The sequence below is a fragment of the Undibacterium sp. Ji42W genome, from assembly GCF_049340405.1.
Taxonomy (GTDB): Bacteria; Pseudomonadota; Gammaproteobacteria; order Burkholderiales; family Burkholderiaceae_D; genus Undibacterium.
In genome coordinates this window covers 646,982-664,453 of sequence record NZ_JBMPOV010000001.1, presented here as the reverse complement: position 1 = coordinate 664,453, position 17,472 = coordinate 646,982, and the positions used below count along the sequence as shown (strand labels likewise).

The following is a 17,472-nucleotide window of genomic DNA, read 5'->3' as shown; positions in this document are numbered from 1 at the left end:
TATGGCAGGGCTGCATCAGCAGTCCTGTATTTAATGACAGATTAAGGACAAATATTAATGACCGATGGATTGATGTAAAGTACCAGCGGGTGCTGCTGTTTGATTACCGAATTGCTGCAAGGGTAAATAATGACTTTGATTGCGGCCAGCTTTCTTGGCTTCGTAGAGTGCAGCGTCGGCGCATTTGAGCAAGGCATTGGCATCTACATCAGGATGTTTGTGGTAATTACTAAAGCCTATGCTGACACTGATTTGCTGGCTGATATGGGATTTAAAATGCGGTATGTTCAAGTCCCAGACTGCAGTACGCAGTTTTTCTGCAAACAACATGGCAGAGTCAGGCGCCATATTGGGCAACATCAGGATGAATTCTTCACCTCCGAAACGCGCCAGTACATCCGTTGCCCTGAGCAATTGCTTGCGCAAGGCCGCGGCAACCTGTATCAAGGCCTTGTCTCCGGCAACGTGGCCATAGTTGTCGTTGTATTCTTTGAAATAATCAATATCGACCATGAAGACTGTTAGCGGAACATTGTGGCGGACCGCATGACCCACGGCCATCTTGTAGTGTTCATCAAAGAAGCGGCGGTTGTAGATGCCGGTCAGGCTGTCGGTAGTCGCTTCACGCTTCAATGCTTCAGAGTGGGTGCGCAGGATTTTTTCACGTTTGATGGACGTGGTTGAGTCGCTGATCTGGATCAGGCATTGGCGCACGCCATCCTCTGCTGCTATAGGGGTAATGGTGATGGACTGGTCGATACGTTTTTTTTCCATATCCTGTTCGCTGCGCTGGAACAGGGGCAGGGGCGAGCGGTGCAAGGCATTGGACAAGACTACAGGCAAGCCATAGCTCAGGGTATTGGTAATCGCACTCAGGATGGCCCGGCTAGGCAACTCTTCAAAAGCTTCTGAAATCTGCTTGCCTATGACCTCGCAGGCCGGGATGCCGCTATATCTTTCTACCCAGCCGTTCCACAACAGCACGGACTGGTTGGCGTCAAGCACAATCAGGCCAAGGCTGATGGTATTTAAAATTTCATCTACTCTGTAGGCGGAGGGGGGCATCAACTGTGCCATTAAACTGCTCCCAGGAAGCGATCAAGTTGCATCACCAAATCTGTCAAGGAGGTGGAACTCAGCAGGAAAATTAAATGACCTTCGGAATGTCGTCTTTCTATCGCCAGGTCTATGTGCAGTAGCAGCACATAAGGCTGCTCAAGATCATTGCTGACTCGGCGGAAAATTTCTTCAGTACTTGCCACAGAGTAATCTGGCAAAGAGCAATTCAGCGGGATGTTCAACATATCTGCCATTGCAGACAGGCAGGCATTGAGGATGATATTGCCCAGCTCGCACATGGCTTCCTGTTCAAATTCGGCAAGGTCCTCCAGGCTGATTTGCGAACCCATCATGTCACGTACTATTTCCAGGGCGTGTTCTTCGGTGAACAGCAATATGGCTTCCGCCTCAAAAGAACCGCTGAAGGTCTGGTGCACGGCTCCAAAGCGATCACTTTGCAGCCCCATGGATGAAACATCGATCTCAGACGATTTGCGTATTTCAACCGAAGGAACCGACAGGCGAACTTCGTCACCGACAATGTCGCTGAGGCTGGCAGCAGCCCTGCCAGCACCGACATTGAAGACCTCGCTTAATGCATCGAGATGAAGTTCGGTCAGAGAATTCATTTGCCGCTCGCGAAATAATTGAGGACGATAGTGATGGATTTTTCAGTTACCGGCTTGGCGACAAAAATGGTACCTATGGAAGTGGCCCTGTTTTGCATCGTGTCCTGCACATTCGCTGAAAAAATTGCGATGCGCACTTCAGGATGCTGCTGCAAAATTTGCTCTGCGGCATCAGTGCCCAGCATGCCGGGCATATTGATGTCCATGGTGCAAAAGTCTGGTTTGTTTTCTATAACTGACTTGATGGCTTCTTCGCCACTGCCAACTTCAAAAAATTCCCAGTCCGGATGCACTGCTTTGACGTGCGCACGGATCACCATGCGGGAAACTTTGCTATCGTCAACAATTAGTAGTTTTTTCATAATATTTTTTATGCAAGGTAAGTGCACCCAAAGGTCATGAGTGGCAGCGCAAATTCATTCTACCTTAGAGCGACACAAAATTCGCCCTCCAGATGATCAATTAATGTTTCAAATGATTACGCTTTTTGCTTCAAACGCCGCCACAAAGTCGTCCTGCTGATACCCAGGTAGTCTGCCGCCGCTTCACGGTTGTGATTAAACTTTTCCATGATCCGCGCCAGAGACTCTGGCGCAGCCAGATCGCCAGTGTCAGTTGCCGTGTTTGTCGTGTTTGTGGTGTTTCCTATTCCTGCCGGGTGCCCATGCATAGGCAATTCAGGCAAGATTTTTGCCACAAAACCAGGGCTAAGGGCTTGCAGGGGTTCTGCCACCAGGAACAGGGCCAGGCGTTCCATAAGATTGCGTAATTCTCTTACATTTCCTGGCCAGTCATAGCTCTGCAGCAGTTTGCTGCAACTGGCTATTTCTGCATGCAGATTGGCGTGCGGCCTGACGCCCATCGCAGCCAGTGCATGCTTGAGACACCATTCAGCCAGGGGTAGCAAGTCATCGGGACGCTCTCTCAGCGTTGGTAAATGCAGGCGCAGTACGGCAAGGCGGAAATACAGGTCAGCACGAAACTTTCCTTCTTTTACCCGGCCTTCCAGGTCGCAGTGAGTGGCGCTGATGATGCGTACATCGACGGGTATGGGGCGCATGCTACCTACGCGATTGATCTCACGCTCTTCCAGTACGCGCAACAGACGGGTTTGCAAAGTCAGAGGCATCTCACCGATTTCATCGAGAAAGACAGTTCCTCTGTGGGCTATTTCAAACAAGCCGGCGTGGCCACCTCGTTTTGAGCCTGTAAAGGCGCCTTCTTCATAGCCAAATAATTCAGATTCCAGCAGGCTTTCAGCGATGGCTCCACAATTCACCGCGACGAAGGGTTGGCGGGCTCGTTTGCTTTCCCTGTGCAAGGACTGGGCCGCCAGCTCCTTGCCAGTACCAGTTTCACCTTGTAACAACACCGTTGCCGGGGAGCGGGCGAACAGGGCGATAGATGTGCGGGTTTCTTGCATTGCGGCAGAGTCTCCCCGCAAATCGTTGAGGCTGTGTTTGGCGCGCAGAGATTCAGCGGCTGGGTGATGCCGTCCCCTGGCAGATTCCAGTCGTGTCAGGCGGGCGATTTCCAGCGCATCATCAAAGGCTTGCCGTATCGATGTGGCGGAATACATGAAAATGCCGGTCAAGCCTGCTTCTTCCGCCAGGTCGGTAATCAACCCAGCGCCGACGATGACCTTGATGCCACCAGCCTTGAGTTCACTGATCTGGGCACGGGCATCTTCTTCAGTGACATAGGTGCGCTGTTCCAGCGGGAAGCCAAAAGTGGTCTTGAAATCTGCCAGCTCAGGCATGGTTTCCTGGTAATTGATGAGACCGATGGCGGGTGACACCTTACGCGCCCTGGCCAGCGCCTGCATGACATCAAAGCCGCTTGCCTTGGCGATGACGACTGGGACTGGCAGGCGGTTCTTGAGATACGCCCCATTCGAGCCCGCTGCGATGACGGCATCGCATCGCTCAATTTGCAGGCGTTCTTTAAGATATTGCGCGGCTTCTTCAAAGCCCATATGTATGGGTTCTATGTCGGCGCTGACATCATATTCAACCATGATGTCACGGAACATGTCGAACAGGCGTGATATTGACACGGTCCAGATGACAGGCTTGTCCTGATTGTCGCGTATTGCTGGTGAATGTTTCATTATTGTTTCATTTTTGCCTGAATAATTGTTTCACATTTCAATGTGAAACATGATTATGAAACAAAAATGAAGGTGTGCGCATCCTTTATTTTTCTCTCAAAGCAAATAAGTGTTTGATTTATATGAAGATGATAAAGAAATGCCTTTGTCATATTCACGCTGGCACGCCGATTGCACTATGCATCCTAGAATCTGTTCATTAACCTGAAAGCATACAATGAGTACATACTCCGCAGGTGCCGCCTTCCGTAAGGCGATGCAGGAAGAATCCCCGCTGCAAGTCGTCGGTGCAATCAATGCCAACCATGCCTTGCTGGCAAAACGTGCCGGTTTCAAGGCGATCTACCTTTCTGGCGGCGGCGTTGCTGCTGGTTCCCTGGGCTTGCCTGACCTGGGTATTTCCAATCTCGATGACGTATTGACTGACGTACGCCGTATCACCGATGTCTGCGACCTGCCTTTGCTGGTGGATGTGGATACTGGTTTTGGTTCGTCTGCCTTCAATGTGGCACGTACTGTCAAATCCATGATCAAGTTTGGCGCTGCTGCCATCCATATTGAAGATCAGGTAGGTGCCAAGCGGTGTGGCCATCGTCCTGGCAAGGAAATCGTCAGTAAACAGGAAATGGTAGACCGCGTGAAAGCTGCAGTCGATGCCCGAACTGACGACAACTTCGTCATCATGGCACGTACCGATGCGCTGGCAGTTGAAGGTCTGGAAGCTGCGATAGACCGTGCCCTGGCATGTGTAGAGGCTGGCGCCGACATGATCTTCCCGGAAGCAATCACTGAACTGGCGATGTACAAGCAATTCGCCAATGCCGTCAAAGTACCTATCCTGGCAAATATCACTGAGTTTGGTGCGACACCCCTGTTCTCGGTCGAAGAATTGGCAGCAGTGGATGTGGGTCTGGTGTTGTACCCATTGTCCGCTTTCCGCGCCATGAACAAGGCAGCAGAAAACGTCTATGGTGCGATACGCCGTGACGGCACGCAAAAGAATGTGGTCGATACCATGCAAACCCGTATGGAATTGTATGAGCGCATCAATTACCACGACTTTGAGCAAAAGCTGGATGCGCTGTTCGCGCAGCAAAAATCCAAGTAATAAAAATATATGGCGTTCCCGTTCTTGTGCTGCATCAAGCTGGCAAACGGGAATAGCACTTCTAATGTATCAATGGAGAAATAATCATGACTGAAGCAGTTCCTTTCAAACCCAAGAAATCGGTTGCCCTGTCTGGCGTCACTGCTGGCAATACCGCCCTGTGTACCGTAGGCAAAACCGGTAATGACCTGCATTACCGTGGCTACGATATCCTGGACGTGGCCGACGCCTGCGAGTTTGAAGAAATTGCCCATTTGCTCGTGCATGGCAAATTGCCTACCGTCGCAGAATTGCAAGCCTACAAGACCAAGCTGAATGCTTTGCGTGGCTTGCCGGCAAGTGTCAAGGCAGCGCTGGAATGCTTGCCAGCATCATCCCACCCTATGGACGTTATGCGTACCGGTGTATCGACGCTGGGTTGCGTATTGCCAGAAAAGGATGATCACAATCACCCTGGTGCGCGCGATATCGCCGACCGCCTGATGGCTTCGCTGGGCTCCATGCTGCTGTACTGGTACCACTACAGTCATAATGGCAAACGCATAGAAACTGAAACCGATGATGATTCCATAGGTGGTCATTTCCTGCACCTGTTGCATGGTGAAAAACCAAGCGCATCCTGGGAAAAAGCCATGCATACGTCGTTGATTCTGTATGCAGAGCATGAGTTCAATGCCTCCACCTTTACTGGCCGCGTCATCGCGGGCACAGGCTCTGACATGTATTCCGCCATCACCGGCGCGATTGGTGCCTTGCGCGGTCCTAAGCATGGTGGCGCGAATGAGGTCGCGTTTGAAATCCAGAAGCGTTACGACAATCCTGATGAAGCAGAAGCCGATATCAAGAAGCGTGTAGAAAACAAGGAAGTCGTGATCGGCTTCGGCCACCCTGTTTATACCATCTCTGATCCACGCAACAAGGTCATCAAGGAAGTGTCGCGCAACTTGTCTAAAGAAGCAGGCACCATGAAGATGTTTGATATCGCCGAACGTCTGGAAACCGTGATGTGGGATATCAAGAAAATGTTCCCTAACCTGGACTGGTTCTCTGCCGTGTCCTATCACATGATGGGCGTGCCAACAGCCATGTTCACGCCCTTGTTCGTGATTGCGCGTACCTCAGGCTGGGCGGCACACATCATAGAACAGCGTATCGATAACAAGATCATTCGTCCTAGCGCCAATTATGTGGGTCCTGAAGATCTGAAGTTTGTTCCTTTGAATAAACGCAAGTAAGTTAACCCATACTAAGCAAACCAGAGGTTGCAATATGAAAGTGCAGGCAGACCTGTGCAGACTCAGCACCAGACGCGCTGTGAGGCAGGATTTGCCGCGCCTGCTGGAACTCATCGCCGATGATGACCTGGGTAAGAATCGTGAAGGTGTTGGTTCGGAGGAGGCATGTTACGCCGAAGCCTTTGAGCGTATAACAGCCGACGACAATCAGTTTTTGATGGTGGCCGATCTGGATGGCCGCATCATCGCCATGCAGCAGGTGACTTTCATCCCTGGCCTGAGCAGGAAAGGCGCTACCCGCGCGATGATAGAAAGCGTGCGGGTTGATGGCTACCTGCGTGGCCAGGGGATAGGCCACTGGTTTATAGAGAAGGCCATACAACTGGCGCGCGAACGTGGTTGCCAACTGATACAACTGACCAGTGACAAAAAACGCATACAGGCGCACAGGTTTTATGGAAGTATGGGCTTCACAGCATCACATGAAGGCTTCAAGTTGCAACTCTAAATTGTTCTGAGTTGTTCTGCACTGCCTTGAATATCGAATACTAATATTAAAAAAATAGCAAGCCATGAATACTCAATTTCGCAAGCCACTACCCGGCACTACTCTGGATTATTTTGATACGCGTGAAGCAGTAGATGCCATCGTGGCCGGGGCTTATGACAAGTTGCCCTACACCTCACGCGTACTGGCAGAAAACCTGGTGCGCCGCTGCGACCCGGCTACGCTGACTGATTCGCTGCGTCAGTTCATAGAACGCAAACGCGACCTGGATTTTCCGTGGTTCCCGGCGCGTGTGGTTTGCCATGACATCCTCGGCCAGACTGCATTGGTCGATCTGGCTGGTTTGCGCGATGCGATAGCCCTGCAGGGTGGTGACCCGGCGCTGGTCAACCCAGTCGTGCCTACGCAACTGGTGGTTGATCATTCACTGGCGGTTGAGTGCGGTGGTTTTGATCCTGACGCTTTCAACAAGAACCGCGCCATTGAAGACAGGCGCAATGAAGACAGGTTTGACTTCATCAACTGGACCAAGAAGGCATTCAAGAATGTCGATGTCATCCCGCCCGGCAATGGCATCCTGCACCAGATCAATCTGGAGCGCATGTCACCAGTGGTGCAAGTGACTGATGGCGTGGCTTATCCAGATACTCTGGTTGGTACAGACAGCCATACACCCATGGTGGATGCATTGGGTGTAATCGCAATTGGTGTCGGTGGCCTGGAAGCAGAAAGCGTCATGCTCGGTCGCGCATCCTGGATGCGTTTACCAGACATCATCGGCGTAGAACTGACAGGCAAGCCGCAAGAAGGTATCACTGCAACCGATACGGTATTGGCATTGACAGAATTCTTGCGTAATCAAAAAGTCGTGTCGTCTTATCTGGAATTTTATGGCGAAGGTGCATCCCACCTGACCCTGGGTGACCGTGCCACCATTTCCAACATGGCACCTGAATTTGGTTCCACTGCGGCGATGTTCTACATCGATGAGCAAACCATCAAATACCTGAAACTCACAGGCCGTGATGATGAGCTCGTCAAGCTGGTAGAAACCTATGCCAAGGAAACGGGCCTGTGGGCAGATACTCTGAAGAATGCAGAATATGAACGCGTGCTGAAGTTTGATCTGTCTTCTGTTGTCCGCAATATCGCTGGCCCGTCTAACCCGCACAAGCGTGTGCCAACGTCTGAGCTGGCAGCACGCGGCATCAGTGGTACGGTAGAAAACGAGCCTGGCCTGATGCCGGACGGCGCGGTCATCATTGCTGCGATTACCAGTTGCACCAATACCAATAATCCACGCAATATGGTGGCTGCTGGTTTGCTGGCACGCAATGCCAACAAGCTGGGCCTGACTCGCAAGCCCTGGGTCAAGAGCTCGCTGGCACCTGGCTCCAAGGCCGTGACCCTGTACCTGGAAGAAGCTAATTTGATGCCAGAACTCGAGCAACTGGGCTTTGGTGTGGTGGCCTATGCCTGCACATCCTGCAATGGCATGTCGGGTGCGCTCGACCCAGTCATCCAGAAAGAAATCATAGACCGTGAGCTATATGCGACAGCAGTATTGTCGGGTAACCGCAATTTTGATGGACGTATTCACCCATATGCGCAACAAGCCTTCCTGGCTTCGCCACCGCTGGTCGTCGCGTATGCCATCGCTGGTACGATACGTTTTGATATTGAAAAAGATGTGCTGGGGCTGGATGCAGAAGGCAAACCGGTAACACTGAAAGACCTGTGGCCAACAGATGCAGAAATTGATGCCGTAGTGGCTGCCAGCGTCAAGCCTGAACAATTTCGTAAAGTGTATATCCCCATGTTTGCCAAACAGGCAGATGATGGTGAAAAAGTCAGCCCCCTGTATGACTGGCGTCCACAGACTACGTATATCCGCCGCCCGCCGTATTGGGAAGGCGCACTGGCAGGTGCCCGCAACATGAAGGGCATGCGTGCGCTGGCAGTATTGGGTGACAACATCACGACTGATCATCTGTCACCATCGAACGCCATCATGCTCGACAGTGCCGCTGGTGAATACCTCGCCAAGATGGGTTTGCCAGAAGAAGATTTCAATTCTTATGCGACTCACCGTGGCGATCATTTGACAGCGCAACGTGCCACCTTTGCCAACCCGACCTTGAAGAATGAAATGGTCGTGGTGGATGGCAAGGTCAAGGCAGGTTCGCTGGCCCGCATAGAGCCAGAAGGCCAGATCACCCGCATGTGGGAAGCCATAGAAACCTATATGGAACGCAAGCAGCCCCTGATTGTGATTGCCGGTGCTGATTACGGCCAGGGTTCTTCGCGAGACTGGGCAGCCAAGGGCGTGCGCCTGGCGGGTGTGGAGGTGATTGTTGCTGAAGGTTTCGAGCGCATACATCGCACCAATCTGGTTGGCATGGGTGTTTTGCCGCTGGAATTCTTGCCGGGTGTGAACCGCCTGACGCTGAACATCGACGGCACAGAAACCTTTGATGTCATCGGGGATCGCATGCCGCGCGCAACCCTGACGCTGATCGTCAACCGCAAGAATGGTGAATCAGTGGCCGTGCCTGTAATGTGCCGCCTCGATACGGCAGAAGAAGTGTCGATTTATGAAGCTGGTGGTGTCTTGCAGCGCTTTGCGCAAGACTTCCTGGAGTCTGTCAAGGCTGCATAATTTTACTGATGCTGTTGTAAGCGCTGCTCTTGATTGCGTAGTGCTGCATATGATTCAAATTTTAAAGAGTAAATACATGGCCCATTTCCCACAGATCAAAATCCCGGCGACGTATATGCGCGGTGGCACCAGCAAGGGCGTGTTTTTCCGCTGGCAGGATTTGCCCGAAGATGCCCAACAGCCTGGCGCGGCACGCGATGCCTTGTTGTTGCGCGTGATCGGCAGTCCCGACCCGTATGGCAAACAGATCGATGGCATGGGCGGCGCGACTTCCAGTACCAGCAAAACCGTCATCCTGTCCAAAAGCAGCAAACCGGATCATGATGTTGATTACCTGTTTGGCCAGGTGGCTATAGATAAAGCTTTTGTAGACTGGAGCGGCAATTGCGGCAACCTGTCAGCCGCTGTCGGTGCCTTTGCCATCAGTGCCGGGCTGGTCGATGCTGAACGTGTGCCGCGAAACGGCATCGCCACCATCCGTGTCTGGCAGGCGAATATCAGCAAGACCATCATTGCCCACGTACCAGTGACTGACGGAGCAGTGCAAGAGACGGGTGATTTTGAGCTGGATGGCGTGACCTTTCCGGCAGCAGAAATCCAGCTTGAATTCATGGACCCGGCAGCAGATGAAGAGGGCGCAGGCGGTTCCATGTTCCCGACCGGTAATCTGGTCGATGATCTTGACGTGCCAGGTGTGGGTAGGCTCAAAGCGACCATGATCAACGCCGGTATTCCCACCATTTTTATCAATGCAGAAGCGATAGGTTATAACGGTACGGAATTGCAGGATGCCATCAATGGCGATGCCAAAGCGCTGGCCATGTTTGAAACCATACGTGCGCATGGCGCATTGCGCATGGGCCTGATCAAGGATATCTCTGAAGCGGCACAGCGCCAGCATACCCCCAAGGTAGCTTTTGTTGCCAAGGCTGCTGACTACACTTCATCCAGCGGCAAGCAAGTCCAGGTAGCGGACATCGACTTGCTGGTACGCGCTTTGTCGATGGGCAAGCTGCACCACGCGATGATGGGTACAGCAGCAGTGGCCATCGGTACTGCGGCAGCCGTACCAGGCACACTGGTGAACCTGGCTGCTGGCGGGGGCGCACGCACTGCCGTGCGTTTTGGCCACCCATCCGGCACTTTGCGGGTGGGAGCAGAGGCAACGCAGGTCAACGGCGAATGGAGGGTCACCAAGGCCATCATGAGCCGTAGCGCTCGCGTGCTCATGGAAGGCTGGGTACGCATCCCGCCAAATTAGGACCTGGGCAAAACCGCCCCAATGCGTTGCAGTTTCCGCATTTGGTAAAGACCTTGTACCAAAGTACTGTCTTCGTCGCTGCGGTGCAGTCGGGGTTTCAGACAATACGTTGTCTGCCGGCGTAACGAACATTCCTTGCAAGGGATGTGTACTAAAAGGGATACCCTTATTGGGACAATTTTGGGCAAGCCCTATTTAAAAAATTAGATGTTGAATTGTAATAGTTTTATGCGCCGCAAGGGGCAGGCAGGGTCACGCGCCAGCGCCGTTGTTCAAGAATAAAAATAAGCTGATGGCACAGCCGCGGCAGGTAATAACATTTTGCGAAAAACCAGGAGACAGCATGACTTACGCAGCGTTTTATCAGGAATCCATACAAGACCCGCACGGGTTCTGGGCCAAAGAAGCGCAATTGATAGACTGGCACAAGCCTTATGAGCAAGTACTTGATGACAGCAAGCCGCCGTTTGCGAAATGGTATGTCGGTGGTGAAACCAATCTCTGCCATAACGCTGTTGATCGGTGGCTGGCTAGTCAGGCAGACCAGCCTGCGCTGATCGCCATTTCTACTGAAACCAATACGGAAAAAACCTATAGTTTTGCCGAATTGCATGCAGAAGTACAGCGCATGGCGGCGATCATGCTGAGTCTGGGTGTCAGGCAGGGCGACATGGTATTGATCTACATGCCCATGATCGCTGAAGCCGCCTTTGCCATGCTCGCCTGTGCCCGTATAGGTGCCGTGCATTCTGTCGTATTTGGCGGCTTTGCCTCAAAAAGCCTGGGCACGCGCATAGATGATGCCAAACCAGTTCTGGTAGTGTCGGCTGATGCGGGTATGCGTGGTGGCAAGGCTGTGCCATACAAGCCATTGCTGGACGAAGCCATCGCACTGGCTCAACACAAGCCCGCGCATGTCTTGCTGGTAGATCGCGGCCTCGATGCCATGCAACTGGTGGCAGGAAGGGATGTTGATTATGCGACGGCAAGAGCGCAGCATCTGGGTGCACAAGTGCCTGTGACATGGCTGGAATCGAATGCCATGTCCTATGTCTTGTACACTTCAGGCACGACTGGCAAACCCAAAGGTGTGCAGCGTGATGTCGGTGGTTATGCGGTGGCACTGGCTTCATCGATGAAACATATTTTTTGCGGCTTGCCGGGTGAAACCTATTTTGCGACTTCAGACATAGGCTGGGTGGTGGGGCATTCTTATATTGTCTATGGCCCGCTGATTGCCGGCATGGCGACCATCATGTATGAAGGCACGCCGATACGCCCGGATGCAGGCATCTGGTGGAGCATCGTCGAAAAATACAAGGTCACGCGCATGTTCTCGGCTCCGACAGCCGTGCGGGTCTTGAAAAAGCATCCGTCCGAGCTGATGCGCAAATATGATTTGTCCTCACTCAAAGCCCTGTACCTGGCAGGCGAGCCGCTCGATGAAACCACCTCCAGTTGGATCGCCAGTGAACTGGGCGTATCCATCATCGATAATTACTGGCAGACGGAAACTGGTTGGCCCATCCTGACCGTGGCCCGTGGCGTGGAGCAGACTGCTACCCGTCTCGGCAGTCCGGGTATTGCCATGTATGGCTATGACGTGCGCATCATCAATGAAAACACGGGGGCTGAGTGCGCAGCGAATGAAAAAGGCGTGGTTGCTATCAAGGGGCCGTTGCCACCAGGTTGTATGCAGACCGTGTATGGCGACGACCAGCGCTTTGTGAATACCTACTGGTCCAATTTCTCTCATGAGCAATTGTATTCAACCTTTGACTGGGGTATCAGGGATGCGGATGGCTATTACTTTATCCTCGGCCGCACCGATGACGTTATCAATGTCGCCGGACATCGTCTGGGTACGCGGGAGATAGAAGAAAGCATTTCCAGCCACCCGCAAATTTCTGAAGTCGCTGTCGTAGGAGTTGAAGACAAGCTAAAGGGGCAGGTCGCAGTCGCGTTTGCCATACTCAAAAATCCTGAACTGACAGAAACGCCGGAGCAGAAGCGGGCGCTGGAAGGCGAGGTGATGGCGGTAGTTGACAGGCAATTGGGCGCGGTCGCCAGGCCGTCACGCGTGCATTTTGTCAGCATGTTGCCGAAAACCCGTTCCGGTAAATTGCTGCGCCGTTCCATACAGGCGATCTGTGAAGGACGTGAAGCCGGTGACTTGACAACGATAGAAGACCCGTCTTCCTTGCAGCAAATCCAGGCGGCACTGAAGGCCTGAACGTTTGAAAGTTACGCATTGAAAAGCATGTTTTGAAAAAATCAAGGGAGCATATGCTCCCTTGATTTGTTGTACGCAGAATCTGTACACAGTACTAAGAAAACTCAGAGTTGCAGCGCCGCAGCCAGGGTTTGGACTTCTTCTTCTGACTCTTCCAGTATGCTGTTGAGCGTACCGTCACCGACGACAAAGTCAATTTCTGAAGAATACTGTTCAGACACCTCGGCATAGGAATGGATATCCATGGGTGAATGCGTGGTTGCCAGTTCGTTCGCCAGTAAAAGCGTATCCCCCAGGGTTTCTGGCGGCATGGCGCGCAGCCCGAACCACAGGGCTTCTACTGCTTCTACCACCTGCTGCGGCAGCATCAGACTCTTGATCACGGCGGCACCTATCTGTGACTCGGATGATTCGCGATCTATAATGGTGTCGAGGAAAGAGGGCAGGTCATCCGGGCTTGAATCTGGTGCTGGTTCATCCCGCTCTATGAGAGAAGGGAACTCATCGACACGGGACAGCAGGTAAAAATTACCTACTTCATGCACGATGCCGGCAAACATGGCTGTGTCCGGGTCCAGTTTGGTGATGCGCCTGGCAATGACGCGGGACAGCGCTGCTACCTGGGCTGTATGCTCCCACAGCTTATTCGTCATGGCCTGCAATTGCTTGTTCTTGCTGGTGCCCGCCAGTTGGCGCACCACCAGCGAAGCAACCACCGCACGCAGGGTGCGGAAGCCGAGCCGGCTGATGGCTGCCTTGACATTGGTGACATCACTGCCACGGTTGTAGGCGGCAGAATTGGCAATGGCGACCATGCGGGCCGCCAGGAAGGGTTCGTTCAAGACCAGTTTGGTTGCCGTATCAATACTGCAATCCGGATCATCCAGCGTCTGCTGCAGTTTAATGGAAGCCGCCACATTCGTCGGGAAAACCAGCTCTCCCCGTTTGGCTTGTTCAGCTATGCTGTTGAGCGCATCGATTTTATTCATCGCTATGTCTTTTGCACAAGTTAAACAAACATATGACAGGTGCAAGTTACACCCGGCCGGTCAGCACCGGGCTTGTTTATTGATTAACAAGCCCGGTGCTGTATTCGATTTATTGCTTATGCTTGAAAATAAGTTTGAAAATGAGTTTGCAGAATGAGTCTGATATTTCATTCTGCTTCAGATAGTGTTGCAGGTCAATCAAGCGATAGAAAATAAATCCAAACTTGCTCAATTTGTCTTTTGGCTGTCTATCCACCTGTTGACTTTGGCTTCCAATAAAGCCAGCGGCAGGGTGCCATCGCTGAGTATTACATCATGGAACTGGCGCAGGTCAAAGCGCTTGCCCAAAGCTGTGCTGGCTTTTTGCCTGAGTTCGGCGATTTTCAGTGAGCCTATCTTATAACCCAAGGCTTGGCCTGGCCATGCCATATAACGCTCTGTAGCCTGGCGTGAGGCAGCTTCGCTGTAACCCAGCGTGGCCTGCTGGTATTGGATGGCCTGTTCACGCGTCCAGCCCTTGGAATGCAAACCAGTATCAACGACCAGTCGGGTGGCACGCAAGAGTTCATCTGTCAGGTGGCCGAGATAGGCACTGGGGTCATTTTCGAACAGGCCCATTTCCTTGCCCAGGGTTTCAGCATACAAGGCCCAGCCCTCGGTATAGGCATTATTGCCGCCGAATTTACGGAACTTGGGTATATCCAGCTCCTGCGATGTTGCTAAATGGAAATGATGTCCTGGCTGGCCTTCATGCAGATACAGGGTTTTCATGCCTGTCGTGCTGTAGTCTGCCGGATTATTGATGACTGCCCAGAATACACCGGGGCGTGAACCATCAAAGGCTGGCTGGGTGTAATGGTCAGACGCGGTCTGGCGACTGATTTCTGGTTCGGCACGGATATCCAGCGCAGCCTTGGGCATTTTGTTAAACAGTTCTGGCAGCTTGGCCTTGACCATTTTTTCTATCTGACGATAGCCATCCAGCACCTCGGCCTCTGTTTTATACGGGCGATACTGATTTTGCGTATCTATCCAGGCTGGCAGGCCCACCGGATCGCCGCTATAACCCAGTTTAGGCCCCAGGGCGACAAATTCACTTTGTATGCGCGCAACTTCTTTCAAGCCTAAGGCGTGGATAGCGTCTGGGTCCAGGTTGGTGGTGGTCTGGTCGCGCACCAGTGCGCGATACCAGGCATCACCACCTGGCAAGGCACCAAAGCCGCTGCTGCCACGGCTGGCAGCCAGATAATCTTGCGACAGGAATTGATTGAACTGGCGCAAGGCAGGTAAGACTTTTGCTGTTAATACCTGCTTGTATTGCTTGCTCAGGCGTTGTTTGTCTGCCGCACTGAAACTGTCGGGGAAGTTTTTGACCGGTGCAAAGTAGGCATGATCTTCGGCCTTGTCGGTCACCAGTTGTACGAATTGGGGCAGGGCAGAATTAACCAGTGCCTTGGGCAGGACGATGCCGCGTTTCATGCCTTCGCGCATGTTAGCGGTGGCCTGGTTTATCCATACAGGCAATTGCCCCAGACGGTGTAAAAAGACTTCGTATTGCTTGACCGTCTTCAAGGGTTGTGCGCTTTGGCCAGAGGCAAAATGTGCGAGAGTGACGGGCAGGCTGTCCATCTGATTGATGGGTAACAGGTGTCCGTCAAACCTGGCTATTTCCAGGCTGGCTTTGAGTTCGTAATCCAGGCAGTCGTAGGTAACTGTATCGCTTGCTGATAATTGATCGCGCTTGACATGTGTCAATTTATTGGCGACATCCTTCCACATGGCGATCTGTTTTGCCCTGACAGGTGCTGAGAGTGTCATGGGTAGTTTGTCGTCATAACGGGTATCGCCGTTATAAGTGGCACCTATGGGGTCAAAAGCAGTTTGTTTTTCATAGTATTCGTCGGCCAGCTTGTTCAGTTGCTGGCTCAGGCGATTCCCTTCTTGCTGTACGGATTGCGCAACCGTAGCATGCCTATTTTTTGTCGTGACGGCGTCATTGAATGCCATGACGTTGGCACAACTGATCACGCCAACAGAAATAAGAACGCTGGATATGAAGCGCAACTTGAGCATAAGAGTTTCCCAAAGAATATTAAAATAAAATAGTTTGCAAGCATACCACTGTGTGGGCATTAGTTTGTTAAGACTCTGATGAGCAAGTGGCAGTTCCCCCGAAGTTCTTATTAACCGAATTTTTTCCTGTTAAAAATCGACTTATCTATTTTTTTTGCATAAAGCTTTTTAAACTTTGACCGTTAAACCTGAAGATCACGCATATTCCATTTAATGGTTCAGCAATTCCGAAATGCGTGCAGATGGAATTGATATCGGGCGAACAGGCTTGCGTGGTCGTGCTCCCTTGCGGGCTGCGAGGGTGGCTGCTGCATGAGAAGTGCGCATATTCTGTCGGTATGAATTCCAGTTTTTTGGTGGTTATTAGCTGCCGTTTGTTTTTAGCTGGTTTTTAGCTATTTAAGGCTGGAGCGCATCATGAAAATAGTCTCATCGGACATTACCCTGTCTTCACAACATCTGGCTACCTCGACACTGGAGACGCAGGAAAAACTGCGTGCCTGGATAGGTGATCAGCGCCCGGATTTTGAAGGCAGGAACAAGGATGGCCCGGCAAACCTGAAGAATGCCTCCAGCAATGTGCAAATCTCTGATGCTGCCTGGGCAGCACAAGCTGCTCAAGTGACAGGCGTGGCGGCAAATTCTGCTGCACCCACTGATGCGGTGCAACAGGCAACTGATGAAGCCGAAAACGATCCGCGCATACGCCTGATCAAGTACATCATAGAATTGATGACAGGCAGGAAAATCAACTCACTCAGCAGCGCGGATATACAATCAACTGATGCTACTCCTGCCGTTGAAGGCAGTACACCAGCCGCGTCCGCCGCAGGAGCCGCACCTCAAAATCCCCAGCCAGCGCAGAAAGGCTGGGGCTTGGAAATAGACACGCGTCAATCCTATACCGAGACTGAACAGACTTCTTTCCACTCGACCGGAAAAATAGTGACTGCGGATAATAAGGAAGTCAGCTTTGATCTGTCCTTTGAATTAAGCCGTAGCTATCATGAAGAAAGTAGCAGCAGTGTGCGCCAGGGTGACGCCAAAAAAGTGGATCCGCTGGTTGTTAATTTCTCAGGTCATTCCGCCCAATTGACATCACAGAAATTTGCTTTTGATCTGGATGCCGATGGCAAGAAAGAGAATATCTCTTTCGTTCAGGGCGCTGGTTTTCTGGCACTGGATAAAAACAATGATGGCAAGATCAACAATGGCAGTGAATTGTTTGGTCCGGGCACGGGGAATGGCTTTTCTGAACTGGCAGCCTATGACAGCGATGGCAACCATTGGATAGATGAAAACGATGCGATTTACCAGAAACTGAAAGTATGGACCAAGGATGGTGCCGGTCATGATCAGTTGCAAACCTTGAAACAGGCGAATGTTGGAGCTTTGTATCTCGGCAATGCCAGCACTGAGTTTGATTTGAAGAATGCACAAAACCATTCCGACGGACAGTTACGTTCTTCCGGCATATGGTTAAGTGAAGACGGTAAGGCACATAGTTTGCAGCAAGTGGATTTGACGGTGTAGTTTTCCTGGCGGGCTTCCCTGAGTTTGCGCATACAAAAACAGCTCCTTGTGCGAAGCTGTTTTTGTATGCGCTTT

At 51.9% G+C, this 17,472-nt stretch carries 13 protein-coding genes; 7 read left to right on the top strand and 6 right to left on the bottom strand.

From position 1 onward, the window contains the following. Nucleotides 1–54: 54 nt before the first annotated feature. The 4 genes from ACO0LG_RS03210 to prpR form a co-directional block, all read right to left on the bottom strand. Nucleotides 55–1,077, bottom strand: a complete 1,023-nt coding sequence (locus tag ACO0LG_RS03210; protein ID WP_423023214.1) for a diguanylate cyclase — start codon at nt 1,075–1,077, stop codon at nt 55–57. Next, nucleotides 1,077–1,688, bottom strand: a complete 612-nt coding sequence (locus ACO0LG_RS03205) for a chemotaxis protein CheC (RefSeq protein WP_423023212.1) — start codon at nt 1,686–1,688, stop codon at nt 1,077–1,079. The genes ACO0LG_RS03210 and ACO0LG_RS03205 overlap by 1 nt, the downstream gene beginning before the upstream one ends. Beyond that, on the bottom strand, nt 1,685–2,050 hold the full coding sequence (locus ACO0LG_RS03200; RefSeq protein WP_423023210.1) for a response regulator transcription factor: 366 nt from the start codon (nt 2,048–2,050) through the stop codon (nt 1,685–1,687). Before ACO0LG_RS03200 ends, ACO0LG_RS03205 begins: the two co-directional genes overlap by 4 nt. A gap of 116 nt (nt 2,051–2,166) precedes the next feature. Continuing rightward, the gene (gene prpR, locus ACO0LG_RS03195; RefSeq protein WP_423023208.1) at nt 2,167–3,798 is read right to left on the bottom strand and encodes a propionate catabolism operon regulatory protein PrpR; all 1,632 of its coding nucleotides are present in this window, start codon (nt 3,796–3,798) and stop codon (nt 2,167–2,169) included. 217 nt (nt 3,799–4,015) lie between these two features. Between prpR and prpB the strand changes: the two genes are divergently transcribed. The 6 genes from prpB (at nt 4,016) to ACO0LG_RS03165 (ending at nt 12,802) form a co-directional block, all read left to right on the top strand. Continuing rightward, the gene (gene prpB, locus ACO0LG_RS03190) at nt 4,016–4,906 is read left to right on the top strand and encodes a methylisocitrate lyase (RefSeq protein WP_423023206.1); all 891 of its coding nucleotides are present in this window, start codon (nt 4,016–4,018) and stop codon (nt 4,904–4,906) included. An 86-nt stretch (nt 4,907–4,992) separates the two neighbouring features. After that, nucleotides 4,993–6,141, top strand: a complete 1,149-nt coding sequence (gene prpC / locus ACO0LG_RS03185) for a bifunctional 2-methylcitrate synthase/citrate synthase (RefSeq protein ID WP_423023204.1) — start codon at nt 4,993–4,995, stop codon at nt 6,139–6,141. A 34-nt stretch (nt 6,142–6,175) separates the two neighbouring features. Next, nucleotides 6,176–6,649 carry a GNAT family N-acetyltransferase gene (locus ACO0LG_RS03180; RefSeq protein WP_423023202.1) on the top strand — a complete coding sequence of 158 codons (474 nt, stop codon included), beginning with the start codon at nt 6,176–6,178 and terminating at the stop codon, nt 6,647–6,649. A gap of 64 nt (nt 6,650–6,713) precedes the next feature. Then, on the top strand, nt 6,714–9,308 hold the full coding sequence (gene acnD, locus ACO0LG_RS03175) for a Fe/S-dependent 2-methylisocitrate dehydratase AcnD (RefSeq protein WP_423023200.1): 2,595 nt from the start codon (nt 6,714–6,716) through the stop codon (nt 9,306–9,308). 76 nt (nt 9,309–9,384) lie between these two features. Then, complete coding sequence (gene prpF / locus ACO0LG_RS03170) at nt 9,385–10,569, top strand: 2-methylaconitate cis-trans isomerase PrpF (protein WP_423023198.1); 1,185 nt, start codon at nt 9,385–9,387, stop codon at nt 10,567–10,569. Nucleotides 10,570–10,861: 292 nt separating this feature from the next. Beyond that, nucleotides 10,862–12,802 (top strand): propionate--CoA ligase, encoded by a 1,941-nt coding sequence (locus ACO0LG_RS03165; RefSeq protein WP_423023196.1) that lies wholly within the window; start codon nt 10,862–10,864, stop codon nt 12,800–12,802. Nucleotides 12,803–12,906: 104 nt separating this feature from the next. Here the strand turns inward: ACO0LG_RS03165 and ACO0LG_RS03160 are convergent, their stop codons facing one another. Beyond that, the gene (locus ACO0LG_RS03160; protein WP_423023194.1) at nt 12,907–13,791 is read right to left on the bottom strand and encodes an HDOD domain-containing protein; all 885 of its coding nucleotides are present in this window, start codon (nt 13,789–13,791) and stop codon (nt 12,907–12,909) included. A 228-nt stretch (nt 13,792–14,019) separates the two neighbouring features. Next, nucleotides 14,020–15,864: a DUF885 domain-containing protein gene (locus ACO0LG_RS03155; RefSeq protein WP_423023192.1), complete on the bottom strand. Its 1,845-nt coding sequence runs from the start codon at nt 15,862–15,864 to the stop codon at nt 14,020–14,022. A gap of 417 nt (nt 15,865–16,281) precedes the next feature. On the opposite strand from ACO0LG_RS03155, the gene ACO0LG_RS03150 reads away from it, so the two are divergent. Further along, nucleotides 16,282–17,397 carry a hypothetical protein gene (locus tag ACO0LG_RS03150; RefSeq protein WP_423023190.1) on the top strand — a complete coding sequence of 372 codons (1,116 nt, stop codon included), beginning with the start codon at nt 16,282–16,284 and terminating at the stop codon, nt 17,395–17,397. Nucleotides 17,398–17,472 lie beyond the last annotated feature (75 nt).

Coding starts and splice junctions, on each gene's coding strand:
- ACO0LG_RS03200 (WP_423023210.1), bottom strand. CDS start 2,050: ATGAAAAAACTACTAATTGTTGACGATAGCAAAGTTTCCCGCATGGTG.
- ACO0LG_RS03160 (WP_423023194.1), bottom strand. CDS start 13,791: ATGAATAAAATCGATGCGCTCAACAGCATAGCTGAACAAGCCAAACGG.
- ACO0LG_RS03210 (WP_423023214.1), bottom strand. CDS start 1,077: ATGGCACAGTTGATGCCCCCCTCCGCCTACAGAGTAGATGAAATTTTA.
- acnD (WP_423023200.1), top strand. CDS start 6,714: ATGAATACTCAATTTCGCAAGCCACTACCCGGCACTACTCTGGATTAT.
- prpF (WP_423023198.1), top strand. CDS start 9,385: ATGGCCCATTTCCCACAGATCAAAATCCCGGCGACGTATATGCGCGGT.
- ACO0LG_RS03205 (WP_423023212.1), bottom strand. CDS start 1,688: ATGAATTCTCTGACCGAACTTCATCTCGATGCATTAAGCGAGGTCTTC.
- ACO0LG_RS03180 (WP_423023202.1), top strand. CDS start 6,176: ATGAAAGTGCAGGCAGACCTGTGCAGACTCAGCACCAGACGCGCTGTG.
- prpB (WP_423023206.1), top strand. CDS start 4,016: ATGAGTACATACTCCGCAGGTGCCGCCTTCCGTAAGGCGATGCAGGAA.
- ACO0LG_RS03155 (WP_423023192.1), bottom strand. CDS start 15,864: ATGCTCAAGTTGCGCTTCATATCCAGCGTTCTTATTTCTGTTGGCGTG.
- ACO0LG_RS03150 (WP_423023190.1), top strand. CDS start 16,282: ATGAAAATAGTCTCATCGGACATTACCCTGTCTTCACAACATCTGGCT.
- prpR (WP_423023208.1), bottom strand. CDS start 3,798: ATGAAACATTCACCAGCAATACGCGACAATCAGGACAAGCCTGTCATC.
- prpC (WP_423023204.1), top strand. CDS start 4,993: ATGACTGAAGCAGTTCCTTTCAAACCCAAGAAATCGGTTGCCCTGTCT.
- ACO0LG_RS03165 (WP_423023196.1), top strand. CDS start 10,862: ATGGCACAGCCGCGGCAGGTAATAACATTTTGCGAAAAACCAGGAGAC.